Here is a 6,371-nt window from a genome sequence, read left to right as displayed (position 1 = left end):
TGATCTTATCTTCTCTGTTTGACCCTCACGAGTGAGTGTCAGTAACATTATACCTCATCTTTCTGAGAAAGGCTATACGTTATGATTAGAGAAGTGTTTGCCATAGCGTGATATGACATTAGAAATTAATTTTTGCCCTAATTGTGGTTCGGAAGAAGTTAGTCGAAACGGTCAATCTCGGCATCATAAACAAAATTATAAATGCCGAGAATGTGGTCGTCAATTTGTTTTAAATCCGGCATGGAAACCTATTACAAAAGAACAAAAAGAGTTGATGTCACGGATGCTACTTGAACGTATTTCTCAGGCGGGGATTGCTCGGGTACTACAAGTGTCAGAAGATACAGTGCAGCGATACGTTAATAGCCAAGCCGCTGCTGTTAAGAAGCAAGTGGAGGTGACTCCCAAGGAAAAAAAGCGCTTGAGTGTTCAGATGGATGAGTTATGGTCATTCGTTGATAAGTAACCGGACACAATTAATTACATCAAGCCTTTTGAAGAGGCAAGGTTTTTAGGCGGTATTTTGGGTAATTAATTGTGTCCTACTACTTAGTAAAGGAAATCAGCAGTGGGTCTGGCTGGCATTGGATGCCCAGACTAGGGAAATTGTTGGTGTACATATTGGAGATCGTAGCGCAGTATCGGCTCAAGCTTTATGGAATTCAATGCCACCAGTGTACCGTCAGTGTGCAGTAATTTATACCGACCATTGGAGTGCTTATGATTCTGTATTGCCAAGCATTCGTCATCGGAGTGTAGACTCTCGATAGTGGTTTTACTAGCTATATCGAGCGCTTCAACTGTACTATTCGACAACGAGTGTCTCGATTGGTAAGAAAGAGCTTAGCCTTCTCTAAAAAATTAGAAAATCATATTGCTGCCATTTGGCGCTTTGTGCATCATTACAATGCTAATTTACAACTCTAAACGCCTACTTTCTTTGAATTCAGTTTAATTCTCTTGATCCTTTCCTTCAGGGCACTACCTTTTTGTCGATGTTGACGAAGCGAAAGAAAACTCCTAATAGCAATAATACCACTACTAAGAACCGTACTTTACTTTTCATTACCGTCATACATGGTGTAAAAAAAGATAGATGGTACGCCTCAATGTAACATAACATATAAAGAGCGAGTGGATTGCCCAATCTACAGGTTGTTCGATCGCCCTCCCATAATTTGCAGCATTTACTTGTGTTCTTAGCACATTAAAACCGTCTTGGATGCACTCCTTACTCTCATAAACTCGGTTTTTTAACTTCGAGCGATCGCCCAAAAGCAAGTATTTGCGTTCCTAAAACCCGGTTGATGCGTCCAGGAGGGCCGGAGAATCAATGGATACTTTGGCAGTGGCATAAATCACAGAGAAAATGTGCTTTGAGATCCCGAGGCTGTGCCAAAAAAATAACTGGTTGTCAAACGCAAGACAACGAGGCCACAAAACTATAATTTCAGCTAACAGAGATTCAGTCGGCTGCTGCTGCCAGACCGCAAAAAAATTGTGTTAAAGTAGCGGGAAATTGAATCCGCCGACGACCCGTCTCAAAAATGGCGATCGCCCTGGCAAGTCCAGACGGCAGTGGGCATCAAAAAACCAAAATTGGTCAAGCCTGAACTTTGGTTTGGATCGGGTAAATCTACCAGCCTTTAGCTCTCAGTTTCCCACTCATGGCGGGAAAATAGCCCCTGCCGGGTCGCGAGGTTTAAAGTTAGGTTAAAAACCTTGACATTATAGGATATAAAGCTGTATAAGGGATGCGACAAGCAGCCACAATCCTACCTATAACTGTCTGTTAAGTCTGGCGTAACGCAGGACTCTGGGCAGTTGTCAGTTAGAGGCAGATTGTGGTCGAACCCGTAGAACCAGTTGTAGATCGCCCGCAAAGCAACTCAAGCAAGTCGGGCGATCGAGAGATGAAATTAGCAGGTGATGGTATAATCAACCGTAAGGTAATGTGGGCTTGACCTGAATTGATGCCGGGGCGGTATAAGGGCTCAGCCCCCTACGTTCAAGCAGAAGTAGACACGCCTACTGTGAATCAACAGTGAATCAACAGTTATGGATAGGTTCTATTTGGGCAGTTATTGTCAACAGGCAAGCAACCACAAAAATTAGCAGTTGGGAATTGCTGCTCGTCGAGTTGAATAGAGTGTGAAGGTGTGAGGAAAATGAACAGAACTTTTTGGAATTTACTGCTAGTATCCCCGGCAATTCTGGGGCTATCATCAGTCATGAGTGCCACTGCGATCGCCGCAGAAGTGACCGCAACCGCTGAAGCCAACCAGCTAGCTACAGCTCAGTCATCTGAGTCAAAAATTGCAGAAATAGTTGGAGAAATAGTTGCAGAACCAGTTGCAGCAGCCCCTGCTGCCCCAGAAAACCTGGCTTTAAACAGCAGCGTCGAAGCGGCCCAAACCCCGGTCGTTAACGAAGCAGACGCTGAAAAACTAGCCTCAATCGAACCAGAAACCAGCGAAGCAGCACTGCAAACAACACTGCAAACAACAGGGAGCGACATCGAGCTAGCAGCCCCAATTGCTCCGGCCAGCGCAGCAGCAGCGACTGAACCCCTAGCAGCAGCAGGCACAGCCGAATCCTCGCCCCAAGCATCAGACTTGGCAGAGCAAATCAGCCAGACAGACGCCCCTGGGAAAATTGAAGTGCCAGCAGTCGCCAGCACCCCAGCTACTACCCCAGCTACTAAGGTAGAAATTGCTCAGACACCAGCCCCCGGAATGGGCGGCCCCATCGTCCCTGTTGCTCCCCAAGCACTGCCTGCCCAACCGTCGGGAACCATGTCCCAGGTGACATCAGTCACTCAGCTCTCCGACGTGCGCCCGACAGATTGGGCATTCCAAGCCCTGCAATCCCTAGTCGAACGCTACAGTTGTATCGTAGGTTATCCCGACGGCACCTACCGCGGCAACCGCGCCCTGACTCGCTACGAATTTGCAGCCGGCGTCAACGCTTGCTTAGACAACATAACCCAGCTAATTGGGTCAACAGGTAACTTGGTTACCCGAGACGACTTAGCCATCCTGCAACGCCTGCAAGAAGAATTTGCAGCCGAACTCGCTACCCTGCGCGGACGAGTAGACGGCCTAGAAGCTCGCACCGCAGAACTCGAAGCCAACCAGTTCTCCACCACCACCAAGTTGAATGGAGAAGCCGTTTTTGCCGTCAGCGACACCTTCAGCGGAGATGGTATCAGCCTTGAGGACGACGACACTGTCACCAACTTCGGCTACCGGGTGCGCTTGAACTTATTGACAAGCTTTACCGGTCGAGACTTGCTCAGAACCCGCTTGCAAGCGGGTAACGTCGCCAACTACGGAGCATCAACCGCTACGGGTACTAACATGGCTCGCCTAGCCTTTGATGGGGGTGATAGCAGCGAATTCACACTAGACGAACTGTACTATCGTTTCCCGGTCGGTCCGGCTACAGTCTTTGTCGGTCCTAAAGGACTTGACCTGGATGAAATTGCAGACACGGTAACACCCTTTAACTCTACGGGTACTGGTTCAATTTCCAGATTTGGAGTTCGCAACCCGGCCGTATTCCGCGGGCCGCAGGGAGCTGGCGCAAGTTTGACTTTCAACTTGGGCCCCCTCCGAGCTACTGGGGGCTATCTTGCCTCCGACGGCGATGCTCCCGACCCCGCAAACGGCAGGGGCGTTGCCGACGGTTCTTTCAGCGCTCTGGGTCAGATCGGCTTTTTTAGCAAACCGTTTGATTTGGCCTTCACTTACACCCACAAATACAATCGCGCAGGCGATGTTGGCATCATGGGCGGTACGGGCAGTGCCTTGGCTAACCGGCCCTTCGGTCAAGCAACCACTCAAGCAGATAACTATGGCGTGCAAGTTAACTTCAAACCCAGCAGTCGCTTTCAGCTTGGTGGCTGGTACGGTTATACGAAGGCTGAACAACTGCGGGGGGGCGGCAATGACGCGACGATCCAGAATGGTGCTATCACTTTGGCCCTGGCAGATTTTGGCCGGCAAGGCAACCTCCTCGGTTTTGTCTTCGGTGTACCGCCAAAAGTTACTGAGAGTGATGTCGCCAGAAACCGCGACACCTCTTATCACTTAGAAGGTTTCTATCGCTTCCAAGTCAATGACTTTATTTCGGTGACACCGGGCGTTTACGTGATTCTGAATCCCGAACACAACAACAACAACGACGATATCTGGGTCGGACTCCTGCGTACTACCTTTAGTTTCTAAGGTTTCCAGACATCGAGTTACAGCTAAAAGCGGCAGGCGACTGCCGCTTTTATTTATTGGTCATCAGTCGATCGATTTTAGATTTTAGATTTTAGATTTTAGATTTTAGTGAACAGTTAACACTCATCAGTTATCAGTCAACATTTAACACTCATCAGTTCACAAATTATGAATTTTGGCGGCAAATCCCGAATACGGAGGTGTAGCCGTGCAGAAATGTGCTGCCGCCGACGGGGCCGATTTCGCCATTGCAGAAAAAGCCACTCAGAGGGATGTTTTTGAGGTATCGGCCAAACAGTCGGGAGTCAAAGTTCGATTCGCCGTAAAGCCCTTCACCGCGCCCCAGACAAGAGAACATTAAGGCGCCGGCGCTGGATGTACCACTGTACTCGGCGGCCCGCTGATAGCGATCGAGCAGCATTTCTAGGTCTTCTGCGGAGGTGCGCGCGTCCCGCAGGTGAAATTGGATGCGCTGTCCGGGACGGACTCGATCGCCGATCGCAATTGCTCCCACTTTCGGATCTACTCCCAACAGATTGCGGATTAAAAAATCTCCCGGCTCTAATGTCAGCTTGAATTCATCGCTAACTAAGCCTACAAATAACGAGTGCTGGGCTAATTCTCGGTCTTCTTCGCTCAAAGTTTGAACTAACTCTCGCAGAGCCTCTAAGGGCGATCGCTCGATGCCCCCGCTGCCGCTATCGTCGGTTTGTTCTTCGAGTTTCAGCAAAATATTCCGCTCTCCTTCCGTCACCCGATAAGGATGCCCGATCGGCCTGCAGCCTTGAGCTACGATCGTTTCCAAAACTATATTGCCGCTCAAAGCTACCCCAACCGTCCCTTCTCGGTAAAGCTGATAGTCGCAAAACAGCGCCGGGCCCCTGCCCGCACCGTCCCCGCCGGCGAGCCCCCCTACCTTCGCCGCACCCGGATAGGCATAATCTAGCCCTTGCAGCAAATCGTTAATTTTTGCGGAAAAGGGGTCGGCCAAGATGATAAACTGCGGTTCTTCTTGGGCAGGCACGCCCAAGAGATCCACCCAAGTATCCGGGGGACTATCTAAGTCCGGCAGTTCTTCTGCACCGACGTGAAAAGTTCTGACATTCACTCCCGGCAAGCGCGCCAGACTCAGGCTGACTGCGGGAGATCCCTCGACTTCTTCGGTGAGGCCGCCCCGGTTCCTGCCGATGACTCCTCCCCCGCCGCAGCCCAGGATAGCGGGTACTGGCAGCAGTTCTCGGAGTAAAGGCATCAGCCGAGAATACTCGCTGGCAAAGGCAGACGAGATAAATATCAGGGCTAAATCAGCCGGGCCTTCTAGGTCGCGATCGGCTTGTTCTATAACTTCTTTGAGGGCGGATTCCAAAGAGGGACGGGTTGATAAAGCGCTGACCCATTGCATTTGGTTTTCGGTGTACATAAGCCAAACTTCTCTATAAAACTATCTCTATACATTAGGCTAACCGGAACTGGCCGCTGGGGGGACGGTATTCTTGGGCGATCGATTCCCCATCGATTGCCGTTCTTGTGTTAACATAAGTTAACATGAGTGTCCCATTAATCTGTTGAGTGTTAAATGCCGTATTCAGCTAAATCTTAAAAGATAAAGCTCAATACAGTTTGACACACTAACCTGGTGTAATGTTTTCATCAAAAGTAAGGTCAGCTCGACCTACATTGATGCCTGTGGACTCTTCCCCCGCCGACGGGGTAGAGTAAAGCAGGAAGTAGATACGGCTGCTGCGATCGCAGTTATGGATGGTTTTTCTCTGGGCTGCTGCAACAGCAGCGCATCTCAAGCTATTATTAGCTGGGGTCGCCAGACAGAAACTGCCCATCCAACCCAAACTAACATCCAAAAAGAAAACCTTTCTTACTTAATAAGGTCAACGACCCAGGTCTAAAGACACGCTCGCTTCGAGCCTAAGACTTAAACCACTGTTGACCCGCCTAAGACTTTAGAAGTCTACGTTTTTTGAGTTATGACACCAAGTGGCTGCTTAGCTAGTCCCTTGCTCTGTCGTTAACGGTTAAACATCTTTAATTTGGGTTAAGGACGTGCCGTTAGCCGAACAAGCTCACTAAACAAAGGCGCGTGCTAACATTACCTAGAAATAGGTCGGGGACAACCATATTCTCCTA

General features: G+C 49.4%; 3 protein-coding genes and 1 pseudogene. 2 read left to right on the top strand and 2 right to left on the bottom strand.

What is annotated here, in order from left to right:
• Window positions 1-112: 112 nt before the first annotated feature.
• Both QUB37_RS24270 and QUB37_RS24265 read left to right on the top strand, forming a co-directional pair.
• Window positions 113-927 (top strand): annotated as a pseudogene (locus tag QUB37_RS24270) (IS1 family transposase).
• A gap of 1,241 nt (window positions 928-2,168) precedes the next feature.
• The gene (locus tag QUB37_RS24265; protein WP_333167043.1) at window positions 2,169-4,229 is read left to right on the top strand and encodes an iron uptake porin; all 2,061 of its coding nucleotides are present in this window, start codon (window positions 2,169-2,171) and stop codon (window positions 4,227-4,229) included.
• A 166-nt stretch (window positions 4,230-4,395) separates the two neighbouring features.
• Here the strand turns inward: QUB37_RS24265 and QUB37_RS24260 are convergent, their stop codons facing one another.
• Both QUB37_RS24260 and QUB37_RS24255 read right to left on the bottom strand, forming a co-directional pair.
• Window positions 4,396-5,649 carry an FIST N-terminal domain-containing protein gene (locus tag QUB37_RS24260; protein ID WP_333167040.1) on the bottom strand — a complete coding sequence of 418 codons (1,254 nt, stop codon included), beginning with the start codon at window positions 5,647-5,649 and terminating at the stop codon, window positions 4,396-4,398.
• A gap of 208 nt (window positions 5,650-5,857) precedes the next feature.
• Complete coding sequence (locus QUB37_RS24255) at window positions 5,858-6,088, bottom strand: hypothetical protein (RefSeq protein WP_333167038.1); 231 nt, start codon at window positions 6,086-6,088, stop codon at window positions 5,858-5,860.
• Window positions 6,089-6,371: the final 283 nt, after the last annotated feature.

Origin of the sequence: Microcoleus sp. AT3-A2 (assembly GCF_036705685.1) — a bacterium.
Taxonomy (GTDB): domain Bacteria; phylum Cyanobacteriota; class Cyanobacteriia; order Cyanobacteriales; family Microcoleaceae; genus Microcoleus.
This window is presented reverse-complemented; position numbering and strand designations above follow the sequence as displayed.